Origin of the sequence: Paraliomyxa miuraensis, from assembly GCF_026337845.1 — a bacterium.
Lineage (GTDB): Bacteria > Myxococcota_A > Polyangia > Nannocystales > Nannocystaceae > Paraliomyxa > Paraliomyxa miuraensis.
In genome coordinates this window covers 183,363-208,181 of record NZ_JAOVZF010000148.1, presented here as the reverse complement: position 1 = coordinate 208,181, position 24,819 = coordinate 183,363, and the positions used below count along the sequence as shown (strand labels likewise).

The window sequence follows — 24,819 nt, the reverse complement described above, 5'->3', positions numbered from 1 at the left end:
GGAGATCAACGTGGCGCGCACGTGAGGGCTTCGAGGCGGAGGGCAACGTCCTTGCGAAGTCGCTCGCGCTCGGCGAAGCCGGTGAGCTGACCGCTGGTGGCAAACGTAGCCCTCCACTCCGCCGTCGACCCGCCAGCGTCCGGGGGCGAGCCGCCGCGGTCCAACGTTGCACTCGAGCGCCGTCGATGCGGTTACCGCAGCGGCCGCACGAGGTTCATGCTCCACCCGCCCCCCCGCGAGCCCAGCAGGCCACCCGCGGCGGTGCTGACGGCGGCCACGAACGAGCGGCCGACGTCGAGCTGCCACTGGCTCCTCGGGATCTGCACCCGCACGCCGACCCGCCCGTAGGAGAGGCTGCCGTCCAGGCTCTGCATGGGGCCGATCCGCGCCCGCACGTCGGGGTCGTCGCTGCCCTCCACGCCCACGGCGTAGAGCGACACGCCGCGCAGCCGGGCCAGATCGAGGCCGAGCGTCAGCCGGTGCACGCGACGGCGATCGGGCACGACGGTGAACTCGGGCACGTAGAGCCCCGGCCAGGTGAGCGTGGTGTGCTGCTCGAGCCAGAGCCGTCCGAATTCCCGGCGATCGTGGCTCGGGGTCGTCGAAGGCTCCGGCGCGGTCGGAGCCGCGAGCGCCAGGGTGAGCAGGGTCGTGCCGAGCATGGAAGGCCTCGACATGCAGCCTATCGTGTCCGTGATGGCCGAGGGAAGGCGAGATGCGCAGCCAATCCGGGATGGACTCGCGTTCCGTCCCACGAGGAGAAGTTGGCATCCCGATGTGGGCTGGCAGGCCTTCCCTGCGTATGCTCGCCTTGGTGCAGTCCACGGGCAGCGACGACCTCGATGCGACCCTGGTCGCAGACGACGGCGTTCGCGACGAAGATGCCCGCCTGCCCGCCCCCGGCGACCGCGTCGGCCGCTACGAGATCCTCCGTCGACTCGGAGCCGGTGCCGTGGGGGTCGTCTACGAGGCGCGCGACCCCCAGCTCGATCGCCGCGTGGCGATCAAGCTCCTGCGGACCACCGGTGCCTCGAGCACGAGCGCCACGGCCCAGCACGCCGATCTCCTCCAGGAAGCCCGCGGCCTGGCCCGGCTGTCGCACCCCAACGTGGTCGTGATCAACGACGTGGGCCGTCTCCACGACGATGGCCCGGTGTGGATCGCGATGGAGCTCGCCGACGGCACCACGCTCGATCGCTGGCTCGAAGCGCGCGGCCCCAGCCCTCGCTCGTGGCGCGAGCTGTCGCCCGTCCTGCTCGCGATGGGCGAGGCCCTCGCCGCCGCGCATGCCGTGAACATCGTCCACCGCGACTTCAAGCCGGCCAACGTGATCGTCAGTCCGGAGGATCGCCCGCGGGTGCTCGACTTCGGCCTCGCCCGCTCGCTCGCCGAAGAGGAGTCCACCGTCGACCACGACGAGTCACCCTTGCGACCGGCCGCGATGCGGATCGAGGGAACCCCGGCCTACATGGCGCCCGAGCAGTGGGCGGGCGGGCCGGTGGGGGCGGCCGCCGATCAATTTGCCTACTGCGCGGTGCTCTACGAGGCGTTGACCGGCGACCGGCCGTTCGCCGGCGACACGGTGGCCTCCATCGCGCGCGGCGTCACCGAGGGGCAGCTTCGGCCGTCTCCCCACGAGGCGAGCCTGCCTGCGTTCGTGCGCCGGGCGCTGCGACGAGGGCTGTCCACCGAGCCGAACCATCGATGGCCATCCATGCGCGCCCTCCTCGACGCGCTCTCGGCTCGGCGTCGAGCCACGCGCTGGCTGGTCGTAGCCGCCGCCAGCCTCGCCGTGGCCGCCGTGCTGTGGCTGCAGCCGGCCCCCACCGAGACCTGCGAGGCCGATCCGACCCGCCTGGCCCAGACCTGGGACGACGCTCGTCGTGCCGCGGTGGTCGAGGCCCTCGCGACCGCCAGCCCCGATTCGGACGACGTGCCGTCCCCCGTCGCCGCGCGCCTCGATGGCCTCGCCGAGCAGTGGCAGCAGACGTGGGTCGAAGCCTGCGAGGCGGGTCGATCCGAGGACGAGGACGAGGGCGACGACGGCGCTGCGCTCGACCTTCGCATGCGATGCCTCGAGGACGTCCGCCGCGAGCTGCAGGCCACCGTCGATGCCCTCGCTCGGGCCGATGCCGACACCGCCCGGCGGGCGGCCGAGCTGGTCGAGCTGCTGCCCGCGCCGCGCTCGTGCATGGAGCCCGGTGATGCCACCCATGCCCCGCCGGCTGCGATCGCCGAGGCCGTCGACGCGCTCGAGGTTCGGCTGGCCCACGCGATCGTGCAGTACCGGCTCGGCCGCCTCCCGCAGGCGGAGCAGGAGCTGGCCGCGCTGCTGCCCCAGGCCCAGGCCCTGGGCTGGTCCCGGCTGGAGGCTCGCGTCGGCATCGCCCATGCCAACGTGCTCAACCTGCTCGCACGCTTCGACGATGCCGTGGCCGCGTTGGAGCGAGCCTCGGCGGTGGCGCTGCAGAGCGGCGACGATGCGCTCGCGGCCGAGGCGGCCGTGCAGATGGTCTCGACGTTCGGCTTCCACCTGCAGCGCTTCGACGACGCCGAGCGCTGGGCCCGACATGCCGAGGCAGCGCTGCAGCGCCTGGGTGACGCCCCCAAGCTACGAGGACAGCTGCTCAATCACCTCGCGCTGATGGCCGAGCGACACGGGGATCGCGAGCACGCCGTCGAGCTGCATCGCGAGGCCCTGCGGATCCGGCTCACGCTTCCGGACGACCGCACCGGCGTCGCCATGAGCCACGAGAACCTGGGCAATGCGCTGCGCGCCGCCGAGCAGCTCGGGGAGGCCCGCGAGCACCTGGAGCGGGCGCTCGAGATCCGCCGCGAGCGCCTCGGAGTCAACCATCCCGACGTGGGCGCCACGCTCTCCAACCTCGGCAACGTCGCGCTCGACGAGGGCGACTTCGCCCAGGCCAAGTCGCACTACGAGCACGCACTGGCGATCCTCTCCACGACGCTCGACGAAGATCACCCGCGCATCGGGGTGCTCCTGAACAACCTCTCGATCGTCGCCTATCAGAACGAGCAGGTCGATCTGGCCATCACGTATCTGCAGCGAGCACTGGTGATCATGGTCCGTCGACGCGGAGACGAGCACACCGACGTGCTCCTGGCTCGCCTCAATCTCGCCTCCATGCAAGCAAAGCAAGGACACACGGCGGAGGCGATCGCCCTGGCCGAGCAGGTCCGGCGTCAGGCGAGCCCGGAACACCCCGAGATCGTCGCGTTCGCCGAGGGGCTGATCGAGCAGCTCCGGGGGCCCCCCGAGCGCTCGACCTCCGTGGAGGAGCACGCGCCGTGATGGTCTTCCACTACGGATGACGCGGCGACGATGATGCGATATAGCCACTGCCGTTCCGGAGACCAAGCGATGCCCGAGCCGACCCAGAAGCTCCCCAACGGGGTCACCGTGTACAAGTGGCCGCACAAGGTCGATCCCACCGCCGAGCAGGTGGCCGAGGAGATGGAGCGCTTCGGCTTCGAGAGCTACGACCTGCAGACGGTGCCGGCATGGTTCCACCGCAGCCGGCACGCGCACGACGAGGAGGAGATCCGCGGAGCGGTCGACGGCGTCATCACCTTCCACTTCGACGAGGGCCCGGTGACGATCGAGGGCGGCGACATCCTCATCATTCCGGCGGGGGTCGCCCACGAGGTCATCACCCACAACTCCCGCACGTTCTCGGCCTACAAGGGCTCGCGCAGCGGCGTCCGCTCGGTCACCGAGCACGGCGACGGCCGCGGGAGCGTGGAGGATCTCGCCAAGCGGGCGGTGACCGAGTGAGCGCGCACGCCAAGCGCTCGGCGGGGCTCATCGCGCTCGACCTCGATGGCACGCTCGAGGACAGCCGCGACGACATGGTCGCGGCCGTGCTGCGGGTGCGCGAGGCGTTCGGTCTGCCCCCGCGCCCCGGCGAGGGCTTCCGCGCTCACGTCAACGGCGGCATGGCCCACCTCTACCGCGTGTGCTTCGAGGAGCTGCTCGCCGACCCGCCGACCCACGCCCGCGCTTGTGAGGCCTACGTGGCCGACTACGCGGCGCACATCGCCGAGGCCACGCGGCTCTACCCCGAGATGGCCGATGCCCTCGCCGAGCTGTCGGAGCTGGGCCCGCTGGCGATCGTCACCAACAAGCCCGAAGGGCTCTCGGAGCGGCTGCTCACGGCGCTCGGCGTGCGCGAGCGCTTCGCCGTGGTGATCGGCGGCGACAGCTGCCCCGAGGCCAAGCCGAGCCCGGTGCCCCTGCGCATCGCAGCCCAGCGCGTGGGTCTCTCGTCCATCGGAGACAGCGGCGATCCTCCCGTGCTCATGATCGGCGACTCGGCGGGCGACGTTCGCTGCGGCAAGGCGGCCGGGGCCGCCGTGATCTGGTGCGCCTGGGGGTACGCGCCCGGCCTCTCGTTCGGCCCAGGCGAGCCGTCGCCCGATCACACCGCGGCCACACCGCGAGAGCTGCCCGAGCTGGTCCGCGCCGTGCTCGCGTCCTCGTGACGAGGCGCCGGCACGAAACCCCGAGGCGGGATGCGCGGTCCAAGCGCGATGGAGCCACCCACCGCGTCCGGGCCCGCGACTGGCCCCACGTCTGGCCCCGTGTTCGGCCCCGAGGAGGCACGGGAGCGACGGCGCACGCTCGAGGCGGCTGCGTGCTTCTTCGCGTTGATGGCCGGCTACTACGTGCTGCGCCCGGTTCGTGACGAGATGGGGATCGAGGGCGGGGTCGAGCAGCTCCACTGGCTGTACACGGGCACGTTCCTGGCCGTGCTGGTGGTGACCCCGCTGCTGTCCTGGTTGATCGCGCGCCTGCGTCGTCGGGCCGGGGTGCCCGTGGTCTACGGGCTGATGGTGCTGCAGCTGTTGGGCTTCGCCGCGTTGCTCCCACAGCTCGAGGAGGAGGCGAAGGTGGTGCTGGCCCGGGTGATCTACGTCTGGGTCAGCGTCTTCAACATGTTCATGGTGTCGCTGTTCTGGGCCTTGATGGCCGACCGCTTCTCGATCGCGGCCAGCAAGCGGCGCTTTGGGCTGGTCTCGGCGGGCGGCAGCGCGGGGGCGCTGCTCGGGCCCTCGCTCACGGCGATCCTCGCCTCGCGCCTCGGCACCGCGTCGCTGTTGCTGCTGGCCGCGGGTTTGTTGGCCCTCGCCACGGGGATGAGCGCGAGGCTCGGCCGTCGCGATGCCGACGAGTCAGCTCGCGCCGACGAGCGGCCGGCCACCGCCCCGCTCGGCGGCGCGAGCTGGCGCGGCTTCCTGCTGGTGCTGCGCTCGCCGCAGCTGCTGGGGATCTCCGGCTACATCGTGCTCTACTCGGCGGCCTCCACGTTCCTCTACTTCGAGCAGGCCAACGTGGTGGAGGCCGCGATCTCCGATGCGGGCGAGCGCACCCAGCTGTTCGCGAGGATGGATCTCTACGGCAACGGGCTGGCCTTGTGCCTCCAGGCGCTGGCCACCGCGGGGCTGGTGCGGCGCTTTGGGGTGGGTTGGTTGCTGCTGTCGGTCCCGGTGCTCACGGCGGTGGGCTTCGGCGCGCTGGCGCTGGCCCCGACGCTCGCGGTGATCGTGACGGTGCAGGTGCTGCGACGCGCGCTCAACTTCGCCTTGGCCAAACCCGCGCGCGAGATCCTCTTCACGGGGGTGAGCCCGGCCGAGCGCTACGAGGGCAAGCTGGTGATCGACACCGTGGTGTATCGCGGCGGCGATGCGATCTCGGCCTGGGCATTTGCGGCCTTGCTCGGGCTGGGGCTGTCGCTGCCGGGGATTGCGGTCGTCGGGATTCCGGTGGCCCTGGTCGGCGGCGCGGTCGCCCGCTTCCTGGGCCGACGTGCCGTGGCGGCCCAGTAGCCCGCCCAGAGGCCCAGCCAGTGGCCCGGGCGCGCCTTGGTATCCTGTTGCAGGAGTCTCGCTCGTGTCCCGCCCCATCCAGATCGTCATCCTCGGTGCCTCGGGCGACCTCACCTCTCGCAAGCTCGTGCCCGCGCTGCTGCGCAACTTCGCCGAGGGGTCGTTCCCCCACCCGGTCCAGGTCGTCGGAGTCTCTCGCACGGACAAGACCAGCGAGGCGTGGCGCACCGAGCTGAGCGAGTGGGTGGCTCCTTCGCTGCGCGATGCGTGGGAGCAGCTCGCGCCCAGCCTCCACTGGCTGCGGGCCGACGCCGCCACGCCCGAGGGCATCACCACCCTGCGCCGCGCGCTCGGGGAGCTCATCGAGGGCGTGCCCGAGGGATGCCGAGAGCGATCGGGTCGCCTGTTCTACCTGGCACTCGCTCCCGCCCTGTTCGGTCCGGTGGTCGCCGCGCTCGCGGCTGCGGGCCTGCTCACCTGCGAGCCCGGCGATGGAGACGGGTGGCGTCGGGTCGTGATCGAGAAGCCGTTCGGCACCGACCTGCCCTCGGCCACCGCGCTCAACCGCGCGTTGCTCACCCACCTGCGCGAGGATCAGATCTTTCGCATCGACCACTACCTGGGCAAGGAGACGGTCCAGAACATCCTGACCCTGCGGTTCCAGAACGCGATCTTCGAGCCGCTGTGGAACCGCAAGCACATCGAGTCGGTGGAGATCTCGGTGTGCGAGACCGTCGCGATGGAGGGACGCCGCGGGGCCTACTACGACACGGCAGGAGCGCTGCGCGACATGGTGCAGAACCACCTGCTGCAGATCCTCGCGCTCACGGCGATGGAGCCCCCCGGCTCGCTGCACGCCGATGCGATCCGCAACGAGAAGGTCAAGGTGCTGCAATCGCTGCGCCCGCTCACCCCGCAGCGGGTGGGCCACGACGTGGTGCGGGGACAGTATGACGGCTATGGCAGTGCGTTCGGGGTGGCGCCCGGCTCGACCACCGAGACATTCGTGGGGATCCGAGCGCTGGTCGACAACTGGCGCTGGAGCGGGGTGCCGTTCCTGCTGCGCACGGGCAAGGCGATGCGCTCGCGCTTCACCGAGGTCGTGCTTCGCTTCCGCACGCCGCCCATCGACCTGCTCAACGGTCCCACCCCCGAGAACGTGTGCCCGCTGCGGCCCAACGACCTGCGGCTGCAGATCCAGCCGAACGAGGGCCTGAAGCTCGGCTTCCTGGTCAAGCAGCCCGGGCCGGGCCTGGTGATGCGGCACGCCGAGCTCGGCTTCGACTACCACCAGCTGGTGGGCGAGGGGGCGACGCCCGACGCCTACCAGCGGCTCTTGCTCGACGCGCTGCAGGGCCAGGCCACCCTGTTCATTCGCGGCGACGAGGTCGAGGCGGCCTGGGGATTCGTGGACGGGATCCGAGAGGGCTGGGCCCAGGCCGATCCTCCGCTGCACGGGTACGCGGCGGGCAGCGACGGGCCCGAGGCCGCGGGCGAGCTGTTTCGCGGGTGCGAGGGCACGTGGAGTCGAGGGCCGTGACGCCGCGGGTGATCGTGACCGACGCGGTGGGCGTGGTCGCGGGGCGGTGGCTGATGGATGCGATCGAGGCCGTGACCACGGCGCGCGGGCGCTGTCGCCTGGCCATACCGGGAGGCACGGCACCCGTGCCCGTGTTCGAGTGGTTGGCGGAGCACCTGCCGCGATCACTGGTGGAGCGCTTGGTGGTCACGTGGGTCGACGAGCGGCACCTGCCGCTGCCCGCTTCGACGAGCGACTGGCGAGCCCTTCCCGACGACGGCAACCTGCGGCTTGCGTGGGCGCACTGGTTCTCGCGCGCGGCCGTGGTGCCCACGCTGGTATCGATGGCGCGGCCCGAGGCGCTCGCGCAGGCGGCTCGGCGCTGCTCCGAGGACTTTGCAGTGCAGCTCGACGGCCGCCTCGACGTGGTGCTGCTGGGCGCCGGTCCCGATGGGCACATCGCCTCGCTGTTCCCCGGGCATCCGGCGCTCGAGCGCACCGCGGCCGCCGAGCCGTGCGTGGCCGTGCCCGACTCGCCCAAGCCGCCGCCGCAGCGGCTGAGCCTCACGCTGCCCGTGCTGGAGGCCGTGGAGCACGCATTGCTGGTGGCATCCGGCGAGGCCAAGGCCGCCATGCTGCGGCGCGCGTACGCGGGTGATGACTCGATTCCCCTGGGTCGCTACCGGCCCCGCGGCGCGTGGACATGGGTGCTCGATCCCGCGGCCGCGGCCGCGCTACCGTCGACCTGCTACGAGCAGGGCTCGCAGTCCGAGGAAACATGAGCAACGCCGATCTCGCCGTCGTGGGCCTTGGGGTCATGGGCGCCAACCTGGCGCGCAACTTCCACGGTCGTGGGCTGACCGTGGCCGTGTACAACCGCAATCCCGAGGTGGCGCAGGCGTTCCACGCCGAGCACGGGGACGCGCGCTTGGTGGATTGCCGCGACTACGCCGCGCTGGCGGCCGCGCTCCGGCGCCCGCGCAAGATCATCCTCATGGTCACCGCGGGCGCGGCGGTGGACGCAGTGATCGACGACCTGCGGCCGCACCTGCAAGTGGACGACGTGATCATCGACGGCGGCAACTCGCACTGGCCGGACACCGAGCGGCGACACGAAGCGCTCGCGCCCACCGGGCTGCGCTTCGTGGGCATGGGGGTGTCGGGTGGCGAGGAAGGGGCGCTGCGCGGGCCCTCGATGATGCCCGGCGGCGATCGAGCCTCGTGGGAGGAGCTGCGGCCGTTGCTCGAGCGGGCGGCCGCAACGAGCGACAGCGGCCCGTGCGTGACCTGGTGTGGACATCGCAGCGCCGGGCATGCGGTGAAGATGGTGCACAACGGCATCGAGTACGGTGACATGCAGCTCATCGCCGAGGTCTGGGGCCTGCTGCGCGAGGGCCTGGGGCTGTCGCCGGTGGCGGTGCGGCAGACCTTCGCGGCCTGGAACGCCGGGCGGCTCGAGAGCTTCTTGATCGACATCACCACCGAGATCGTGGCGGCCGTCGACCCCGAGGATCCGGCGGGGCAGCGGGTCTTGGTGGACGCGATCCTCGACGTCGCCGGGCAGAAGGGCACCGGACGCTGGACGGTGAGCGACGCGGTGGAGGCCGGGGTGCCGGTAGGGACGATCGCGGCGGCCGTGGATGCGCGGGCGCTGTCGGCTCGGCGTGACGATCGGCAGCGTGCGGCGGCGGTGTTCTCCGAGCGCCCCGGGCCGCTGGTGGGGCTTTACGGAGTGACGGTGGACGAGCTCGAGGCCGCGCTCTACGCCGCCAAGCTGATGAGCTACGCGCAGGGGTTCGATCTGCTGCGCACCGCCTCGAAGGATCGTGGGTACGAGACCGACCTGGCCGAGGTCGCGCGGATCTGGAAGGCCGGGTGCATCATCCGGGCGCGCTTCCTCGATCGGGTGCATGCGGCCTACCGGGCCGACCCGGAGCTGCCGCTTCTGTGCCTCGACCCGAGCTTTGCCGAGGAACTGCGGGGAGCGCTACCCGCATGGCGCAAGGTGGTCGCGGCCGCGACCGCTTGCGGGCACCCGGTGCCGGCCCTGAGTGCATCGCTCGGGTGGTTCGACACCATCCGGCAGGCGCGAGGAACGGCCGCGCTCATCCAGGCGCAGCGGGACTACTTCGGGGCGCACACGTACCGAAGGGTGGAGGCGCCCAACGTGGCGGTGCACACGGAGTGGGAGCGGCTGCGGCAGCGGTAGAAGCGAGCGTCCTCGTGCACCAGAACAGGGGGTGGATCCCCCGCGACCGATCGAGGGTTCCCCCTCATTGCGGTCGCAGGTTGGCTCGTCCAACCCTGGCTCCGACATGATCGTGCGATCGCGACTCGTTCTCCTACCCACACTCGTCCTGCTCGCCGCTTGCGGCGAGCCCGACGAGCTCCGTCCCGAAGGTGCGACCCTCTCCGCCACCGGCATCGAGTCGTTCGGCTCCGGTACCCAGGCCACCGGCACTGCGCCCGACGATGCCGATGACACGGCCGGCCTGCGGCTCGACGCGGGCACGATCTCCGACATGTTCGCGGGCGATACCAACGACGAGGAGTGCGACGGCCTGGTTGCCACCGTTCGCGACTTCCAGTCCTCACACCCCGACTTCGAGACCTATACCGGCAACATGGCCTACGTGGGGCTGGTGATGCCCATGCTCGGTGGCGACCAGACCCCGGTCTTCAATCCCGGCTACATGGGCGATCCGATGATCACCAGCCAGGCCACGTTCGACCAGTGGTACCACGACGTGCCGGGCACCAACATGTCGTTCCCCATCGAGCTGGCCCTCACCGAGGAGGTCCCGGGCGAGTTCTCCTACGACAGCTCGGCGTTCTTTCCCATCGACGACATGGGGTTCGGCAACGAGGGCAACGAGCACAATTTCCACTTCACCACCGAGGTCCACACCAGCTTCACCTACGAGGGGGGCGAGGTGTTCACCTTTCGGGGCGACGACGACCTGTGGATGTTCGTGAATGGCCAGCTCGCGCTCGATCTCGGCGGTCTGCATCCAGCCGTCGAAGGCTCGGTGCAGATGGACGCACTGGGCCTGACGCCCGGCCAGACCTATCCCATGGACATCTTCCACGCCGAGCGACACACCAGCGAGTCGAACTTCAGGATCGTGACCACGATCGAGTGCTTCGTGACTCCGCCTCCGCCCGGGTGACTGACATCTGCTGTCAGTAGAGAGAGGGTGCCGGGCGCCTTCGCGCCAGGGGTTGTAGCTAAGCTGCGATCCATGGTTCAGGTGTGGCATCATCAAGCAGACGTCGTGATCGTGGGCTCGGGCGCGGCGGCGCTCGCCGCTGCCAGTGCCGCTGCTGCCGAGGGTGTGGACGTGATCGTGCTCGAGGCCGCGTCCGAGGCCGGTGGCACGACCCGCCGCTCGGGTGGAGCGATGTGGATCCCCAACAATTCGCTCATGCAGGCGGCAGGCCTGACCGATCCAAGGAATGAGGCGCTGGCGCTGATGGCCCAGCTCGCGCACCCGTCGATCTACGATCCGGACAGCCCCACCCTGGGACTCTCGCAGCATGCCTACGATCTACTGGCCGCATTCTATGACAATGGCGCCGACGTGGTCGATGCTCTCACCGCTGCCGGAGCGCTCGATCTCATCATCTTGCCCCCGCTCGGCTACGGGACCAGCCCGATCTCCGATCCCGACTACCACGCCGAGCTGCCGCAGAACGCCGCCCCGATCGGTCGCGTGCTCACGGCGCAGACCCCCCCAGGGTCGTTCGAGTGGCCCGGCGTATACCTGGCCGACGGCATGATCGCGCACGTGCAGTCGCTGGGGATCCCGATCCTGCTCGAGCACCGGGTCGAGCACGTGATCGCGGGCCCGCTGGGCAGTGTCCTTGGGGTGGTGGCCAATCATGCGGGGCAGAAGGTTCGCGTACGAGCGAAGCGCGGGGTGGTGTTCGCGACTGGCGGGTTCACGCACGATCCACGCAAGGTGCTCTCGTTCACCCGCGGGCCGATCTTCGGCACCGGAGCCGTACCGCAGGGCTCGGGTGCCTTCCTCGACATCGCCACCGGGCTCGGCGCGGCCATCGGCAACCTCGCCAACGGCTTCTTCTTCCAGGTTGCGCTCGAGGCGGCGCTGGAATCCGGAGGCGCGATCTCCCAGCCCGACGCATTCGTGTTCCTGCCCTACGGCGACAGCATGATCATCGTGGACAAGCACGGCCGACGCATCGTCAACGAGAAGGCGATGTACCACGAGCGCACGCAGAGCCACTTCGTCTACACGTACAACGAGTTCCCCAACCTCGTGCAGATCATGATCTGGGACGATCCTGTGATGCAGGAGCCCACGTTCTGGCCGTGGCGCGGCGGCGTGCCGTTCCCCGGGGCGTCGAGCCCGTGGGTGATGACCGGCAACACCCTGCAGGAGCTGAGCGACGCGATCGCAGCGCGCTTGCAGTCGCTGCAAGGCCAGCACGGCATCGCGGCGGCGGTGGGCCCAGATGTGGCGCTGTCGCCCGACTTCGCCACCAACCTCGCCGCCACCATCGATCGCTTCAACGGCTTTGCCGCCACCGGGGTGGACCTCGACTTCCACCGCGGCGAGACCCCGCTCGAGCCGGCGTGGCAGGGCCCCTCGCGAGGGGCGCCCAACCGCACGATGACCGCGTTCACCCCCGCGGGCCCCTACTACGCGCTGCTGCTGGGCGCGGGCACGCTCGATAGCTGCGGCGGGCCGGTGATCAATCAAAGCGGCGAGGTGCTGCGGCCCGACGGGACCTCGATCCCCGGCCTCTATGGCGCGGGCAACTGCATCGCGTCGCCCACCGGCCAGGGCTACTTCGGGGCGGGCGGAACGATCGGCCCGGCGATCGTCTTCGGGTACCTGGCCGGGCGCGCGGCGGCCCAGCGAAGCATCGGCTTGGGCAACTGAGCTCGCGGTGGCCGGGCCGCATGACCGGGCTCAACGCGGGTGGCAGAGCTCCAGCCGCGGCGCATCGATGATCACGCCATAGTGCCCGGCCCAGTACTCGCCATCCTGCCCGCCATCGCGAAATCGTATGTAGCGCAGCCCCGCCGGGTAGCCGCTGAAGGTGTGCTGCTCGGCGACGTACTCGTCGTCGTCGTAGCCCTCGTCGCCGGGGGTCCAGCCTTCCACGGTCCACAGGTCGATCGGGGCGTGGCTCTCGTTTTGGAGCTCGACCCGGACCCAGTAGGGGTCCGAGTCGTAGACCTCGCGAAACCAGTCCTCCACGACGATTTCGGGCGAGGTGTCGAGGAACGCCGGATCGAGCCCCAACGCCACCAGGTCGATCTCCTGCTCGCGCGTGAACGGCCCGAACGACGTGTGCACGGCCCAGGTGCCGTCGTGGGCCTCGTTCTGCCGCACCTGTGCGTCGGACTGCTGCAGGACCTGCCAGCCATCGAAGTTGCCGGTCTCCACCGAGGGATTGACCAGCAGGTTCTCGCAGACGAAGCCCGGGGGTGGGTCGCTGCCGTCGCCGTCGGCATCGGAGGTCGTCGCGGTGCCCGTGGCATCGGCCCCGGTGCCATCGCTCGACGTGGGCTCGCCGGTCGAGGTGGGATCCGACGACGCCCCACCGCTTGCCTCGGGCTCGTCGTCCCCACTGCTGCCGAAGCCGTGGGCATTGGGCTGGCAGGCGGCCAGCCCGAGCGCCATTGTCAGCAACCCCAAGCGCGCGCGGTGCATGGCGGCCATGATAGCCGTACGCAGGCGTCCCTTGGATCCGTTGCGAGCACACCACGGCTCGACCGCCTGTGCTATCGATGTGGGGTGATCGGCGAGCCCGACCGGCCAGGGGTTGCCCATGGCGATCGGACCGAGAGCGTCCTCCACGACGAGGAGCCCACGGCGACGTCGACCTGGGCCCGCCTGTGCGTCGTGTCTCCGCGCGAGGTGGCGGCCATCCACCCGCTGCCCCGGGGCACGACGCTGGGGCGCGAGCCAGGGTCCAAGGGCCTGCGGGTGCCCCACAAGACCGTGTCTCGCCGCCACCTCGAGCTGCGCGCCGAAGGACGCCACGACACGTTCGTGGTCGCCGATCTGGGCAGCCGCAACGGCTCGTGGATCAACGCGGTGCCCGTGGGCTCCGTGCCACGCGTGCTGCGGTCGGGCGACGTGCTGCGATTGGGCGAGGTGGTGGCGGTGTTCGAGCAGGGCTCGGGGGTGCTCGAGGAGCGGGGCGGGGTGTCCACCGCGGCGGTGGTGGGGCGCTCGGCCGGGGCCATCGCGCTGCGCAATGGCATCGCTCGCGCGGCGGCCGATGCCTCGCCCGTGCTGATCATCGGCGAGAGCGGGACCGGCAAGGAGTCGGTGGCACACGAGCTCCACCGCCTCAGCGGTCGCGCGGGGCCGCTGGTCATCGCCAACTGCGCCACGCTCACCTCGAGCCTCGCCGACAGTCAGCTGTTCGGCCACGAGCGCGGGGCGTTCACGGGGGCCGTCAGGGCTCAGCCGGGGTTGTTCCGCAGCGCGTCCGGGGGCTCGTTGTTCCTCGACGAGATCGGCGAGCTTCCGCTCGAGCTGCAGCCCAAGCTCTTGCGCGCGGTCGAGCGCGGCGAGGTGGTGCCGCTGGGGGACACGCGAACGATCACCGTGGACACCCGCATCATTGCGGCCACCCATCGCGATCTGGTGGCCGCGGTCGAGGAGGGCGGCTTTCGACGCGATCTCTACGCTCGCCTGTCGCTGGCCCGGATCCACGTGCCACGGCTGGCCGAGCGTCGCGCCGATCTGCTCGTGTGGATCGACGTGCTGCACCAGCGCTGGCAGGCCGATCGCGGCGTCGGGGCGCCGCCCTTCGAGTTCAGCGGCGAGGCGGTGGAGGTGTTGCTGCTGCACGACTGGCCGGAGAACCTCCGCGGGCTCGATCACCTCGTGCGCGAGCTGGCCACCGATGCTGCCTCGGGCTCGCCGCCCGCGCGGATCTCTCGGGCGCGGCTGGCCGCATGGGCTCGTCCGTGCGTGCCCTCCTCGGCGACCGTCTCCACGCCGTTGCCGCCACCCGTCGAGCCCGAGCCCACGCCCACGCCCGCACGCGAGGCTCGACCGCCCAAGCCCACCCGCGAGGAGTTGCTCGCGGTGCTCGAGGACGAGCAGTGGAACCTGCGCGCGGTGGCGCGACACTACGCCCGCGATCGACGGCAGATCTACCGCTGGGTCGAGGCCTATGGGATCGAGCTTCGGCGCTGAGCCTCGAGTGTCGCGAGCAGCTGTGTGGCCCGATCGCGTCGCCGGTAGAGGGTGCGGTCCTCGGACTTGGCGATTTCCTCGTCATAGGTCGCAATCGCCGCCCGCAGCCCATCGATGGCCTCGGGGCCGCGCTGCAGCGCATGCAGGACCCGAGCACGCAGGAGCGCGACGTCGGCGAGATCGACCGCGATCCAGGGCAGCTCGGCGTGCGGCTGCAGGCCTCGCTCGGCTCGATCGAGATCATCGAGCGCACGTTGGTGGTCTGCGTCCAACAGCGATGCGTGGGCCGCGATCTTGGCCGCGTGCAGATCCAGGAACGAGGGGTCGCCGGTCGTTGCACGCGCGCGGTCGAGGCAGTGGGTCGCCTGCTCCAGCGCGTTCTTGGCGGCGGATTCCGCTCCGATCAGCTCATGGAGCTCGGCCAGTCGCCACTTGCACAGGCAGCGCGGCCACTGAGCGGATGGCCGGCTCGCCATGATCTCGCAGACCGGTGTCATGCGCTCCGTGGCGGTGGTCGGATCGATGGTGTGAAGGGCGCGGAGCATCGCCAGCTCGAGGGTCTTCTCGTGGGCAGGGCCGAGCCATCGCTCGGCCAGCGCCCGACCACGTTCGAACAATGCGTCGCGGGCGTCGGGGTCCATGGTCTGCCGGGCCAAGTTCTGCAGGTAGGCGGCATGTTCGACGGGGTCGACGTCGCCGGCTTCGTCGGCGATTGCGAGTGCCGCCTGGAACGAGTGCAGCGCTCGCTCTCGGTCGCCGCTGAGGGCTCGCACCACCCCGACGTTGTTGGCCAGCAGCGCGGCCAGCTCCGCGGGGGAGTGCACGCGCTCGAGCAGCGCATGAGCCATGGCCTCGTCGCGGATGTCGACGCCGCTCGGGCCGTCCATCACCGCATCGACGAACACGGTACGCACCATCGCTTCGGCTGCGATGACGTCGGCACGGGAACCGAGCGCTTGCTCGAGCGCTCGCATCAGCTCCCTCTGGGCCAGCGGCCAGTCGCTACGCACGATGGCCAGCCGACCTGCGATCAGCGCTCGCTCGGCCTCGAGCGGGGCGTGGCCGAGCACGGCGACCTCGTCCTCGATCGCGGACAGCTCGTCGATCGCGGCCGACAGTGCACCTGCGTCGTGAACCGCTTCGGCGCGGGCCAAGCGCTCTCGCAGCGAGGCGATCGCGGCGGCCGTGGTCGGATCCGGGGGGGCGTCGAGGTCCAGGGCCAGGCGCGCTCGGTCCCGACAGTGCGACGGCATCGGCAAGCCGGCCGCGGCTCCCGCCACCGCGGGTAGAGATCCCGGCTCACCGTCGATCGCCGTCTCCACCACGCCCTGCAGGGCAGCCCGGCCACGGTGCAGGCAGCCCATCGCGGAATCGAAGACCTCCGACGACATCGCCTCGTCGCGATGCTCGATGCACACGGCGCGATGGGACTCGCTCCAGGCCTCGGCATAGTCGTCGAGGGCGCGGACCACCACCTCGGCCGTGGCCGCTTCCTCGGGGTTGGTGGCCTTGATCGTCATCGCGTCGCGGCTCGCATCGGACCACACCTCGGCGATCGCGGCCGAGCCTCCCGTGCACGGGGCGTTGCCGGCGAGTCCGAGCAGCGTCGTGCCCCCCGCCCCGACCGCGAGCGCGAGCGACAGCACTCCGGCCCGCCATCGTCGACGACGGCGAAGTGGTTCCTGCTCGAGGATCCGCAGCAGTCGATCGATGCTCGGGTGCCGGTCCTCGGGGGCCGGGGCGAGGCCACGACGGATCGCCGCGTACAGCCACCTGGGCACCGTGGATGCGTTCCTGGGCTCGGCGAGCTGGCCCTCGATGACGTTGGTCGCCAGCGCGAGTCGTGAGCTCCCCTCGAATGGATGCACGCCGAACAACGCCTCGTGCAGGGCCACGCAGAACGCGAATTGATCGGCGGCCGGACCGACCTCGAGGCCCGCGTGCTGCTCGGGCGCCATGTAGCGCGGGGTGCCGAGCACGGCCCCGGTCGAGGTGAGCGAGGTGGCGAGATAGCTATGGGTGCTCGGACCGTCGGGCTCGGCCAGCGCGGTGGCCTCCTCTGCGCTGGCCAGGCCGAAGTCGGCCACCCGGACCCGGCCGTCGTCTCCGAGCAGGACGTTGTGGGGCTTGAAGTCGCGGTGGACCAGACCCACCGCGTGGGCGGCCCGCAGTCCTTCGCCGGCGGCCGCGAAGCGCTCGACGATCTCCGGCCATGCCCGTGTGCGCTCGCCGAGCCACTGGGAGATCGTCTGCCCCCGAACGAGCTCCATGGCCATGAAGACCAGGCCGCCGCTGACGCCGACGTCATAGACCTGCACGACGTTGGGGTGCGACAGCCGGGCCAGGGCCTGAGCCTCGCGCAGCAGTCGCAGTCGCGAGGCTCCCCGCGCCCGCTCGGGGTGGAGCAGCTTGAGCGCGACGCGGCGGTCGAGCTCGGGGTCGAACGCCTCGAGCACGACCCCCATGCCGCCGTGGCCGATCCGTTCGATGACGAGGTAGCGTCCGATGCGGGCGGGGACGTCGGGCACGACGGACGACCCCTCCGAGGGGCCGTCCATCGTCTCGTCCGGGGCCTCGCCGGCGGGCTCGCCGGATGATAGTGGAGGCGCGGAGACGGTGGCGAGACCGTCCGACCGGGGGCTCGATCCAGGAGTGGCCGGCGACCGGGGAGTCTTCACCGCGACCTCGATGCCAGCTCAGGGGGTGGCGGGGATGAAGGACAGCCAGCGGGCGGTGCCCATGGTCGTGTCGCCCTTGCACTCGGGGATCTCGCACGCGTCGTCGACATCGCTGCGGTCCACGTAGCGCGGCTTGTCGAGGCAGGTCGCGCCGTTCTCCGACCACTTGGCCTCGAGCCGGTCATCGGGATGCAGCGCCCCGAACCCGAAGTTGCCGAGCTGGTCGACCCACGCGAGCGGCTGCCCGAGCGTGGTGAACGACTGCCCTTCGCCGCAGTAGTCGGCGGTGATCATCTTCAGCGCGGCCTGTCGCTGCTGCCACACCGAGCCATACGCATCGTTGGGGTCGTGGCCCATGAACTTCATCTTCATGACGGCGTGGCCGCGGCAGGCCATCGTCATCCAGCCCGGGCGGTTGGGCATGACGGTCTTGGTCGCATCGTCATAGAGCTCGTCGGCGATGAGCACCACCGAGGTCTGGTCGGGGCTGATGCCGGGGCAGACGTTCTGCACCGGTGCTTCGGGGTCGAACGGATCGTCGTAGGCCAGAGCGTACGTCCAGACGAGGTCGCCCGAGACCCAGTCCTCGTGCTGCTCGATGTTGTTGATCTGCACGGGCATCTCGTTCGTGCCGTCGGAGAACACCAGCGTCCACCCGAGCAGCCCGTGTCCCGTCACGGGGCCCGTGGGGACGTCGGCCACGAACCCGTCGTCCTGAAGGATCACGTCGAAGAGGTCTCCGGCCGGATCGAGGATTCCCGCGAGCCACGCCTCCGCGTTGGGCAGCTCCTTGTCCATCGCGATGCGGTCGAGGGGAAAGAGGCCGCAGGTGGGCGAGTTGCCGTAGTCGCAGGTCGGACAGCCCCACGGGCCGCCGATCCGCAGCTCGAGCTCCGCGGGCTCGAGTTCCGCAGGCTCGAACTCGAGCGGCGCATCCTGGTCGCAGCCCGTCACCGTCGCGGTGAGACAGAGGGTCAAGCCAAGCATGCCAAGGGTCGACTGCATCGTCGTCATATCTTGCCGTGGTTGCACGACCCGTGCCCAGCGCCGCGAGTCGTCGATGCCAGTGATCTCCGCCATGTCGCGCCATGTCGCGCCGTCGTCGCGCCGTCGTCGCTCGGACGCGCGCGCGCACGCCACGGGACGTCACATGGGACGTCACACGCGTCCCATGCGACGGGAACCGAGAAATGTGGCGAGGAACGGCGGCCAGGAGCCTAGGGCTCGAGCGCCCCGATGTCGCACTTGTCCTCGGGCCGGGGCTCGTTGCGCTGGTCCACGGCCGCATGGCACTGCGCCACGTCGATCACCTCGGGCGCGCCCGGCCAGCGGGTCCACGTGGGGCCGCCGTTGTCCCCGAGCGCATCGAGCTGGGGATCGACCCCCGAGAAGGTGACGCTGCACGTGCCGTCGGTGTCGAGCGAGGTCACCGAGGAGTGACCCCCGAGCAGCTCGCAGTCACCACCGGTCGAGGTCGCGACGATGCTGCTGAGGAGCGACAGCTCGCTGGTGGCATCGATGTGGATCCCCCCGCCCGCGGTCGCGCGGTTGTCGGCGAGCGTCACGTGCTGGAGCGAGGCCTTGCCGTTCGCCACGGACACCCCTCCGCCGTACGAGCTCGCCACGTCGTCATTGGCGACGTTGTTCGAGAGCGTGGCGTTGCGAACGATCGCAACGCCCCCGAGCGTGGCCAGCCCTGCCCCGCGGGCGCCGTCGCCCTTGACCGCGTTGTGGGCGAGCGTGCTGCCCTCGAGTACGAGCGTTGCGCCGCTTCCGGGCCGGAACGCCACGCCTCCGCCCTCGATCGCGCCGTTGCTCCACAGGGTGGTGCTCGCGACGGTGCTCGACTCCGTCAAGTGCAGGCCGCCTCCAAAGCTCTGGGCTTCGTTGCCCTCGAACCGGCACAGCTCGAACGTGCCCTTGCCGTGCACGCCTCCCCCGCGCGAGGTGGCGATGTTGCCGAGGAACTGGGTGTCGATCACGTCCATGCCGACCTGGGTGCCCGCCGCCTTGATCGCACCGCCCCAGTCCGCGAAGTTGCTCTCGAAGCTCGAGCCCTCGATGCCGAGCGTGCGGGCGAAGAAATTGGCCGTTCCCACCGCGATGGCGCCCCCGTTGTAGGCCGCGAGGTTGCCGGTGAAGCTCGAGCCCAGGATCTCGGTGCTCGTCGCTTCGGTGAACACGGCGCCCCCGTCGTCGGCCATGCAGCCCTCGAACGTGCTCGCCACGATCGTCAGCACGCTCTGCTGCCCGGCCCTCACGCAGCCGCCGTTGCTGCCGTTGCCGAGCACCGAGAACTCGTAGAGCTGCGCGTACTCGAGCCACAGCTCGTGGCCGGGGCGCACGTCGATGCCGCGCACGCCCGTCACCCCCACCGCGGCGATCTCCAGGCCTTCGATCTCCACCTGGACCTGGCCCTGGCACGAAGGCCCGGGGCACGGGGTGCCCACGACGAACAGACTGTCGCCGACGAACTCGTCCCCGGGCATCACGATGCGCCCCAGCCCGCTGAGCCGGGCCGAGCGCTCGAACACCAGCGGGGCATTGGGCGCGTACCAGTGGAAGGCCTGGATCACCACGTGATCGGTGAGCCCCAAGTTGACCTGGTCGACGCAGTAGGGCAGCGAGCCGGGGACCGCCACGCTGGTGGAGGGATCGGTCACGTAGCAGGGAGCGGCCGCGGCGATCGACTCGGCACCCAGCCAGGTCACGAGGCCGACGGCGAGCCCCAACCCCGAGGAAGGCCAGGAGGACGAACAGGAGAAGGGACGGACGCTTCGAAGACAGGACGGGACATGCATGGATGGAGACCGGCCAGCAACCCCCGTGCCGGCCCGCGGATCGTGTGATCTCGATGGGTTGTCGGCCCGCGGTCCGGTGTCCCACCCCAGGGTCCCATGGGACACCGGCCGGTGACGTCGGCGAGGCATTCACGGGTCGACGCCAGTGACATGCGTCGAGGGCGCGTCTTTGGGCCCGTCAGCCGCCTTGGCTCACGCCCGGTCGCATCTCAATTCGGGACACCGGTGTCCACGTTTCCCCGATGGACGCTACAACCCTCCCAACCCCATGTCCCTGACGAGTGTTCGCGAGGCTCTGTACCTCAACGAGTTGGCCCTCCAGGGCTTTCCTGTACGCGACGACTACCAGTACCGCGCACAGATCACGGCGGCCGCCGATGCCTTCGCGTTGCCCACCGCCGAGAGCCGCCTGGGCATTCGTCAGCAGCCGCGCTGGCACGCGGGCATGCGGCTCGACGGGCACTGCCGGCTGACGATCACGGTCATGGTGCGCGAGGCCGGGGAGGGCAATCCCTGGCAGACCATCGGCACGGTGGAGATCGACACGAGCGAAGCCATCGCCGATGGCATCGTCACGCGGGTCTACGAGGAGCTGCCGGACTGGCCCGAGGCCCCCGGGCTGACCCTGATGGCGCAGCTCTACTTCACCAAGGAGTACGGCGAGGCGCCGCGGGTGCGCATGCTCGAGCATGCGGCGCCGCAGTCCTTTGGCGGATCCGAGGACGACGACGACGCCGTCGAGCTCGAGCCGGTGGAGCCGCTGACCACCCGCGAGGCGGTCCTCGTCAAGGACACGTGGAACAAGGCGCTCGACTGGAAGGACATGGTCATGCAGCTCTTCGTCGAGCGCATGCTGGCCGACGAGCCCTCGCTCGAGCCGATGCTCGGCGACTTCGCCGACGAGCTGCCCGAGACGTTCTTCGGATTGCTCGACATGAGCATCCGGGCCCTGCAGCCGCACACCGAGACGCTCGCTCGCGAGGCCTACGGGCCCGCGCATCCCGATCCCCGACGCGAGGTCGACACGCTCGAGGGCTACGCCAAGCTGCTGGCCGAGATGGGCCTGCGGCGACGCCACTGGGTGCTGGCCCGGCGGGCGTTCCTGTGGGCGGTGGCCGAGGTGCCCTACCTTCGCGACTACGAGCGCGGCGACCTGCGCCGCGGCCAGGACTCGGCGATGTGGCGGTTCTGGACGGGCGCGCTGATGCCCCCCATGTTCGAGGCCATCGACGTCGCCGAGGAGCTGCTGTTTCCCCACAACGTCGAGCGCATCCAGTTCCTGTGGTCGAAGTTCGACGCGTGCAAGGCCGAGGCGGGCGTGGCCCTCTACCGCAAGCTGTTCGAGATGTCGCCGGACGTGCTCGCGCGCTTTGGTGATCCCGACGTCGAGCGGCTCTCGCGGCACCTGTTCGAGGCCTCGCAGCACCTGTTTCGCACGCTCGGCACCATCATCGAGGGGCTGGGCGACCTCGATGCGCTGCTGCCCACCCTGCACGAGCTGGGGCGGACCTATCGCGAGCACTCGATCCCCACCGACATCTACCCGCTGGTGCTCGCCCCCCTCGACGGACTCCTGCGCGCGTTCGTGCGCAGCTATGGCGACTACGACCGCGACGTGCTCGAGGGCATCCTGGCCCGGGTGCGGCGGATCGTGGCCCAGCCCATGCGCCGCGAGGAGCGGCTCATCGAGGACGCGATCGCGTTCGTGAGCACGATCGCCGAGGAGCTCTCGTGGAGCGAGGAGACCCTGCGCAAGCGCATCTCCGACATCGAGCTCGAGATCCGGGCCACCGGCACCTACTCGCACAGCTACGAGGAGCTCGTGCTCGGGGCCCAGCTGGCCTGGCGAAACTCGGCCAAGTGCATCGGCCGGATCCAGTGGAGCAACATGGTGGTCCGCGACCGTCGCGAGGTCACCAACCCCGAGGCGATGTTCCGCGAGATGGTCGAGCACCTGCACAGTGCCACCGCGGGGGGCAACATCGAGATCGTGATGACCGTGTTCCGGCCGCGTCGCCCGGGCGAGCGCTGGGGTCCACGGACCTGGAACCAGCAGCTCGTCCGCTACGCCTGCTACGAGCTGCAAAGCGGCGCGCTGCTGGGTGACGAGGCCAATCTCGCGCTCACCCGGGCGATCATGGAGCTGGGCTGGGAGCCCCCGGCCGAGCGCTCGGCCTTCGACCTGCTGCCGCTGGTGATCCAGCTCCCCGGTCGCTCGCCCAAGCTCTATGCGCTGCCTCCCGAGTCGGTGCTCGAGGTCCCCATTGCGCACCCCTCGATCCCGGGGTTCGAGGAGCTCGGGCTCAAGTGGTGCGCCGTGCCGGCGATCTCGGGCTTTCGCCTCACCCTGGGCGGGGTCGACTACACCTGCGCGCCGTTCAACGGCTGGTTCATGGGGACCGAGATCGCTCGCAACCTGTGGGAGCGCTACCACGTGAGCGAGGCGATCGCCGAGGTGATGGGGCTCGATACCTCGAGCGAGCAGACCCTGTGGCGCGACGAGGCCTGGCTGGCGCTCAACCGGGCGGTGCTGCACTCGTTCCAGAGCCGCCGGATCTCGATGGTCGATCATCACACGGCCTCGCAGCAGTTCCTGGCCCACGATCTTCGCGAGAAGCGGATGGGGCGAGAGTGTCCGGCGCAGTGGTCGTGGATCGTGCCCCCGCTCGGCGGAAGCGTCTGTCCCGTGTGGCACCACGAGATGCGCGACTTCGTGCTCGAGCCGCAGTACCACTACCAGGCCGACATCTGGGCGGTGGAGCGGGCGGCCCACGCGGGGGCCGAGGTCACCGAGGAGGTCCACGAGGGGTGGAGCCAGCAGGTGGTCGTGGCCTTTGGCTCCGAGTCGGGTACGGCCGAGCGCTACGCCTACCAGGTCGCCCGCCGCCTGCGGGGCTTGCAGTGCCAGGTGATGGCCCTCGACGACGTGGTCCCGGGGATGCTCGGCGGTGATTGCCTGCTGCTCGTGGTGACCTCGACCTATGGCGACGGCAAGGTACCCAGCAACGCCGAGCACTTCGTGGAGTGGCTCGACGAGCTACCGCCCGGGGCCCTGGCCAGCCTGGGGTATGCCGTCATGGGCATCGGCAGCTCGGTCTACGAGCGGTTCTGCGCCGGAGGGGTCACCATCGACGGGCTCCTGGCGCGAGCCGGGGCGCGGCGGCTGCTGCCGCTGCATCGCGGCGACGAGCTGCGCGGTCAGGCCAACAGCGTGCGCGAGTGGATGGAGCTGGTGGCGCGCGTGCTGGGTGACCGCGACGACCGGCGGCCCCGCTCGCGCGAGACCTCGGTCGCGCTGCGGTGGCTGCAGCCGCACGAGTCGCGGCCGCCTTCGGTGCTGCTGCGCGGCACGCTGGCCGTGGTCGCGGGCAACGAGGAGCTGCTGGCGGAGGCCGACCCCGGCTCGCGCTCCACGCGGTGCATCACCTTCGACGCCGCCGGGCTCGTCGACCGCTACGAGCCCGGCGATCACCTGGCGATCTACCCGATCAACCCACCGAAGCTCGTCGAGCGACTGTGCGATCGGCTGGAGCTCGACCCGAGCGCACGCTTCGTGGTCACCGAGGGCTCCGCGCCCACGGCGGGCTCCAACCCGTACGAGGTGCTGTCGCGGGAGCTGTCGCTACAGCTCCAGGAGCCATTCGACGACCTGCTCGAGATCATGATGCTGCGCGCGTCCGATCCGATCGAGCGCCATCGACTCGAGTCGATGGTCGAGCAGCTCGGCTACGGGGGCGCGCACGCGGCCATGATCAACCAGCAGCTGCCGGCCCAGTACGTCGACCTGTGTGCGCTGCTCGACGACTTCCCCTCGGTCTCGCTCGACTTCGGGCACTTGCTCGAGCTGCTGCCCCCGCTCAAGCCGCGGCTCTACTCGATCTCGTCCTCGCCGCAGCTGTCGCCCGGTCGGGTCCGTCTGACGGTGGGGGTGGTCGAGGTCGTCACCAGCCTCGGTCGGGTGCGCCCTGGTCTGTGCTCGAGCTACCTCGCGGGTCTTCGTCCCGGGGCCCCGGTGCAGGTGGAGGTCCGTCGCTCGGACTTCCGCCTCCCCGACGATCCCACTGCGCCGCTGGTGATGGTGGGACCGGGAACCGGCATCTCCCCGCTCATCGGCTTCCTCGAGGAGCGCCAGGCGTTGCTCGGCGCGGGGACTGCCCTCGGTCCCGCCTGGCTATGGTTCGGTTGCCGCAACGAGGGCGACTTCCTGTACCGCGATCGGCTCGAGGCATGGCAGCGCTGCGGCGTGCTCAGCCAGCTCGACGTGGCGTTCTCGCGCAAGACGCCGCACAAGGTCTACGTCCAGCACCTGATGCAGGACAAGGCCGCAGAGCTGTGGGCGGTGCTCTCGGATCCCCGCTGCCACGTGTCCATCTGTGGCGACGCCAAGATGGCCGACGACGTGTTCGAGGCGTTCCTGTCCATCGCGGTGGGGGTGGGTGGGCTGCGCCGCGACGCCGCCCACGACTTCTTTGCGACCATGAAGCGGCAGCGGCGCTACCAGGCCGACGTGTGGGGGGTGACCTTGCACGTCGGCGAGACCACCGAGTCGCTGCGCGATGCCGGCGGCGCGAGCTACGAGTCGGCCACGCGGTGGGTGGTTCAGCACGTGCGCGACGAGTCGAGCTCGAGCGCGGCGTCGGCGTCGAGCTCGATGTTCGCGGTGGCCAAGCGCGAGTGGCTCGAGTCGAGCTCGGTGCATGCCGCGGTGCCGCCGCGGCGGTCTTGAGGCTCCCCGTCCCGGGTCCTGCTCGGTTGGCGAGCCGTGCACGACGAGGCGTGGCGAGACC

At 70.6% G+C, this 24,819-nt stretch carries 16 protein-coding genes; 11 read left to right on the top strand and 5 right to left on the bottom strand.

From position 1 onward, the window contains the following. Positions 1 to 191: 191 nt before the first annotated feature. Positions 192 to 677 carry a hypothetical protein gene (locus OEB96_RS15450; RefSeq protein WP_266216587.1) on the bottom strand — a complete coding sequence of 162 codons (486 nt, stop codon included), beginning with the start codon at positions 675 to 677 and terminating at the stop codon, positions 192 to 194. Between the two features lie 137 nt (positions 678 to 814). Here OEB96_RS15450 and OEB96_RS15445 point away from each other — a divergent pair, with 137 nt between their 5' ends. From OEB96_RS15445 to OEB96_RS15405, 9 genes are all read left to right on the top strand, one after another. Continuing rightward, the gene (locus OEB96_RS15445) at positions 815 to 3,313 is read left to right on the top strand and encodes a serine/threonine-protein kinase (protein ID WP_266216585.1); all 2,499 of its coding nucleotides are present in this window, start codon (positions 815 to 817) and stop codon (positions 3,311 to 3,313) included. Positions 3,314 to 3,382: 69 nt separating this feature from the next. Beyond that, the gene (locus OEB96_RS15440; protein ID WP_266216584.1) at positions 3,383 to 3,796 is read left to right on the top strand and encodes an AraC family ligand binding domain-containing protein; all 414 of its coding nucleotides are present in this window, start codon (positions 3,383 to 3,385) and stop codon (positions 3,794 to 3,796) included. Beyond that, positions 3,793 to 4,503 (top strand): HAD family hydrolase, encoded by a 711-nt coding sequence (locus tag OEB96_RS15435; RefSeq protein ID WP_266216583.1) that lies wholly within the window; start codon positions 3,793 to 3,795, stop codon positions 4,501 to 4,503. Before OEB96_RS15440 ends, OEB96_RS15435 begins: the two co-directional genes overlap by 4 nt. A 99-nt stretch (positions 4,504 to 4,602) precedes the next feature. Next, positions 4,603 to 5,847 (top strand): NTP/NDP exchange transporter, encoded by a 1,245-nt coding sequence (locus OEB96_RS15430; RefSeq protein WP_266216582.1) that lies wholly within the window; start codon positions 4,603 to 4,605, stop codon positions 5,845 to 5,847. Between the two features lie 64 nt (positions 5,848 to 5,911). Continuing rightward, on the top strand, positions 5,912 to 7,387 hold the full coding sequence (gene zwf, locus OEB96_RS15425; RefSeq protein WP_266216580.1) for a glucose-6-phosphate dehydrogenase: 1,476 nt from the start codon (positions 5,912 to 5,914) through the stop codon (positions 7,385 to 7,387). Beyond that, on the top strand, positions 7,369 to 8,148 hold the full coding sequence (pgl, locus tag OEB96_RS15420; RefSeq protein WP_266216579.1) for a 6-phosphogluconolactonase: 780 nt from the start codon (positions 7,369 to 7,371) through the stop codon (positions 8,146 to 8,148). Before zwf ends, pgl begins: the two co-directional genes overlap by 19 nt. Next, positions 8,145 to 9,575, top strand: a complete 1,431-nt coding sequence (gene gndA / locus OEB96_RS15415) for an NADP-dependent phosphogluconate dehydrogenase (RefSeq protein ID WP_266216578.1) — start codon at positions 8,145 to 8,147, stop codon at positions 9,573 to 9,575. Before pgl ends, gndA begins: the two co-directional genes overlap by 4 nt. A 112-nt stretch (positions 9,576 to 9,687) precedes the next feature. After that, the gene (locus OEB96_RS15410) at positions 9,688 to 10,536 is read left to right on the top strand and encodes a fibro-slime domain-containing protein (protein WP_266216577.1); all 849 of its coding nucleotides are present in this window, start codon (positions 9,688 to 9,690) and stop codon (positions 10,534 to 10,536) included. Between the two features lie 72 nt (positions 10,537 to 10,608). Next, positions 10,609 to 12,273, top strand: a complete 1,665-nt coding sequence (locus OEB96_RS15405) for an FAD-dependent oxidoreductase (protein WP_266216575.1) — start codon at positions 10,609 to 10,611, stop codon at positions 12,271 to 12,273. A 30-nt stretch (positions 12,274 to 12,303) separates the two neighbouring features. On the opposite strand, the gene OEB96_RS15400 is transcribed toward OEB96_RS15405, so the two are convergent. Continuing rightward, a complete protein-coding gene (locus OEB96_RS15400; RefSeq protein WP_266216574.1) occupies positions 12,304 to 13,050 on the bottom strand; it encodes a hypothetical protein in 747 nt (248 codons plus the stop codon). An 84-nt stretch (positions 13,051 to 13,134) separates the two neighbouring features. Here OEB96_RS15400 and OEB96_RS15395 point away from each other — a divergent pair, with 84 nt between their 5' ends. Then, a complete protein-coding gene (locus OEB96_RS15395) occupies positions 13,135 to 14,553 on the top strand; it encodes a sigma 54-interacting transcriptional regulator (protein WP_266216573.1) in 1,419 nt (472 codons plus the stop codon). On the opposite strand, the gene OEB96_RS15390 is transcribed toward OEB96_RS15395, so the two are convergent. From OEB96_RS15390 to OEB96_RS15380, 3 genes are all read right to left on the bottom strand, one after another. Continuing rightward, positions 14,529 to 17,111 (bottom strand): serine/threonine-protein kinase, encoded by a 2,583-nt coding sequence (locus OEB96_RS15390; protein ID WP_266216571.1) that lies wholly within the window; start codon positions 17,109 to 17,111, stop codon positions 14,529 to 14,531. The two genes, OEB96_RS15395 and OEB96_RS15390, sit on opposite strands and share 25 nt — an antisense overlap. Before the next feature lie 138 nt (positions 17,112 to 17,249). After that, positions 17,250 to 18,236 (bottom strand): ADYC domain-containing protein, encoded by a 987-nt coding sequence (locus tag OEB96_RS15385; protein WP_266216570.1) that lies wholly within the window; start codon positions 18,234 to 18,236, stop codon positions 17,250 to 17,252. Between the two features lie 212 nt (positions 18,237 to 18,448). Continuing rightward, positions 18,449 to 19,942 carry a choice-of-anchor Q domain-containing protein gene (locus OEB96_RS15380; protein ID WP_266216569.1) on the bottom strand — a complete coding sequence of 498 codons (1,494 nt, stop codon included), beginning with the start codon at positions 19,940 to 19,942 and terminating at the stop codon, positions 18,449 to 18,451. A 358-nt stretch (positions 19,943 to 20,300) separates the two neighbouring features. Here OEB96_RS15380 and OEB96_RS15375 point away from each other — a divergent pair, with 358 nt between their 5' ends. Next, entirely contained in the window at positions 20,301 to 24,758 is a 4,458-nt protein-coding gene (locus tag OEB96_RS15375; RefSeq protein ID WP_266216568.1) for a nitric oxide synthase oxygenase, read from the top strand. The last annotated feature ends 61 nt before the right edge of the window (positions 24,759 to 24,819 follow it).

Coding starts and splice junctions, on each gene's coding strand:
- OEB96_RS15450 (WP_266216587.1), bottom strand. CDS start 677: ATGTCGAGGCCTTCCATGCTCGGCACGACCCTGCTCACCCTGGCGCTC.
- OEB96_RS15440 (WP_266216584.1), top strand. CDS start 3,383: ATGCCCGAGCCGACCCAGAAGCTCCCCAACGGGGTCACCGTGTACAAG.
- gndA (WP_266216578.1), top strand. CDS start 8,145: ATGAGCAACGCCGATCTCGCCGTCGTGGGCCTTGGGGTCATGGGCGCC.
- OEB96_RS15405 (WP_266216575.1), top strand. CDS start 10,609: ATGGTTCAGGTGTGGCATCATCAAGCAGACGTCGTGATCGTGGGCTCG.
- OEB96_RS15400 (WP_266216574.1), bottom strand. CDS start 13,050: ATGCACCGCGCGCGCTTGGGGTTGCTGACAATGGCGCTCGGGCTGGCC.
- OEB96_RS15390 (WP_266216571.1), bottom strand. CDS start 17,111: ATGGACGGCCCCTCGGAGGGGTCGTCCGTCGTGCCCGACGTCCCCGCC.
- OEB96_RS15385 (WP_266216570.1), bottom strand. CDS start 18,236: ATGCAGTCGACCCTTGGCATGCTTGGCTTGACCCTCTGTCTCACCGCG.
- OEB96_RS15375 (WP_266216568.1), top strand. CDS start 20,301: ATGTCCCTGACGAGTGTTCGCGAGGCTCTGTACCTCAACGAGTTGGCC.